1 protein-coding gene is annotated in these 2302 nt (G+C 69.1%); it reads left to right on the forward strand.

What is annotated here, in order from left to right; genetic code table 11:
• The first annotated feature begins 153 nt into the window (after positions 1-153).
• Positions 154-2202 carry a phosphocholine-specific phospholipase C gene (locus SP5_RS15235; RefSeq protein ID WP_042490396.1) on the forward strand — a complete coding sequence of 683 codons (2049 nt, stop codon included), beginning with the start codon at positions 154-156 and terminating at the stop codon, positions 2200-2202.
• The last annotated feature ends 100 nt before the right edge of the window (positions 2203-2302 follow it).

Consider the following 2302-nt stretch of genomic DNA (forward strand, 5'->3'; position numbering starts at 1 on the left):
GGGGGACCAGCGAAGCTGGTGGAGGGGGGCTTCCACACGAGTTGAACTTTGTGGAGATCCCCCTCCACCACCGCTTCGCGGCGGTCCCCCTCCCCTTGCAGGGGGGGGAATGGCCCGTCACCAAAACGTCAACGATCTCGGCCATAGCGGGACATGGTCACATTATCCCGCCGCGCCCTCCTTTCCGCCGGTGCAGCCCTGACCGGGGCCGCCGCCCTGCCCCCCGCCATCGCCCGCGCCGCCGCGATCGCGCCCGACCGACGCACCGGCACGATCCGCGACGTCGAGCATGTCGTCATCCTGATGCAGGAAAATCGCGGCTTCGATCATTATTTCGGCACGCTGCGCGGCGTGCGCGGGTTCGGCGACCGCTTCCCTATCCCGGTCGCGTCGTCGGACGGCGAACCGCGTACCGTCTGGCAACAGCTGGACCGCAAGGCCGAGGGCGGCCCGCGCCTCGTCTCGCCCTTCCATCTCGACACCGACAAACACTTCGCGCTGATGCGCATGGAGGGCACGCCGCACACCTGGCCCGATGCGCAGGCCGCCTGGGACGAAGGCCGCATGGCGCACTGGCCCGAGGCGAAGCACCAGCGCGCGATGGGCCATTATGCCCGTGCCGACCTGCCCTTCCAGTTCGCGCTGGCCGAGGCGTTCACCCTCTGCGACGCCTATCATTGCGCGGTGCAGACCGGGACCAACACCAACCGGCTGTTCCTGTGGAGCGGCACCAACGATCCTTCGGGCGAGGCGGGCGGTCCGGCGATCGGCAATTCGCATGACAGCTTTGTCGAGAATGGCGGCGCGGCCGAGCCGTACCGCTGGACCACCGTGCCCGAGCGGATGCAGGCCGCGGGGATCGACTGGCGCATCTATCAGGACATGGCGGATAATTTCACCGACAATCCGCTGGTCGGCTTTCACGCTTACCGCGAGGCGCATCACGGACGCGGCGATCCCGAACTGAAGGACCGGGCGTTGACCACGCGCGGGCTGGACGTGCTGAAGGCCGATGTGCTGGCCGGGCGACTGCCGCAAGTGTCCTATGTCATCGCCACCGCCGCCGGGTCGGAGCATCCCAATCCCTCCAGCCCGGCGCAGGGTGCGGCCTATACCGCCGAGCTGCTCGACGCGCTGACCGCCGATCCGAAGGCCTGGGCGCGCACCGCGCTGTTCGTGATGTTCGACGAGAATGACGGGTTCTTCGACCATGTCCCGCCGCCCGCCCCACCGTCGCGCGCGGGCGATGGAACGGTGCTGGGCGGCTCGACGGTCGATCTGGCGGGGGCCTATCATGACGTGGCCTCGACCGGCGACGCCGATATCGACAAACCCGCCTATCGCGGTCGCCCCTATGGCCTCGGCCCGCGCGTGCCCATGTATGTGGTTTCGCCGTGGAGCCGGGGCGGCTGGGTCAATTCGCAAGTCTTTGACCACACCAGCGTCATCCGCTTCCTGGAAACGCGGTTCGGCTTTCACGAACCCAATATCGCCCCCTGGCGGCGTGCGGTGTGCGGCGACCTGACCAGCGCGTTCGACTTTGCCGGGAGCGATACCGCGACACCCCGCCTGCCCGATCCGCACGAGCAAGCGGTCCGCGCAGCGGCGATCAAGGGCCAGGTCAACCCGCAGGCCCCCGCCTCGCCGGGCGCGCCCGAGCAGGAGCCGGGCATCCGCCGCGCCCGCCCCCTCCCCTACCGACTGGATGTGCAACATATAGCCGATCCGGCGGGCGTTCGGCTGCGCTTCCGGGCGGAGGGCGCAGGCGCGGTCTTTCATGTCTATGACCGGCACGCGCTGGACCGGGCACCGCGCCGCTATGTGCTGGCGGCGGGCACGCAGCTGGAGGATGTCTGGCCGACCGTTCATGACCTGTGGGTGCTCGGCCCGAACGGCTTCCACCGCCATTTCGCCGGGCATGACGTGACGACAGAGGTGCAGCATCGGGTCGATGACGACGGCCTGACCCTGATCGTCCCGCCCGGCCTGAGCGACCTGTCGATCGTCCGCCCCGAACCCGGCAAGACCGCGCCCCCGCCCATCCCGCTCAAGCCCGGCCGCCACCGCTGGTCGCTCGACAAGGACCTGGGTTGGTATGACGTGACGCTGACCCGCGCCAGCGACCCGCATTATCGCCTGCGACTGGCGGGACGGCAGGACCGGCCCGGCCGCGCGACGGTCAGCGATCCGTTCCGTAGCTGACCTTCAAGCAAGACGGCAGGGTATGGAACCGAGCTAAGCCCCTCCCCTTCAGGGGAGGGGTTGGGGTGGGGCCTCGCAACAAGCGCTGTGCTTGCGGTTA

It is taken from the genome of Sphingomonas parapaucimobilis NBRC 15100 (assembly GCF_000787715.1).
Lineage (GTDB): Bacteria > Pseudomonadota > Alphaproteobacteria > Sphingomonadales > Sphingomonadaceae > Sphingomonas > Sphingomonas parapaucimobilis.

What these genes read in the sequence shown, in the direction of transcription:
- SP5_RS15235 (WP_042490396.1), top strand. Translation starts at nt 154, where the DNA reads ATGGTCACATTATCCCGCCGCGCCCTCCTTTCCGCCGGTGCAGCCCTG.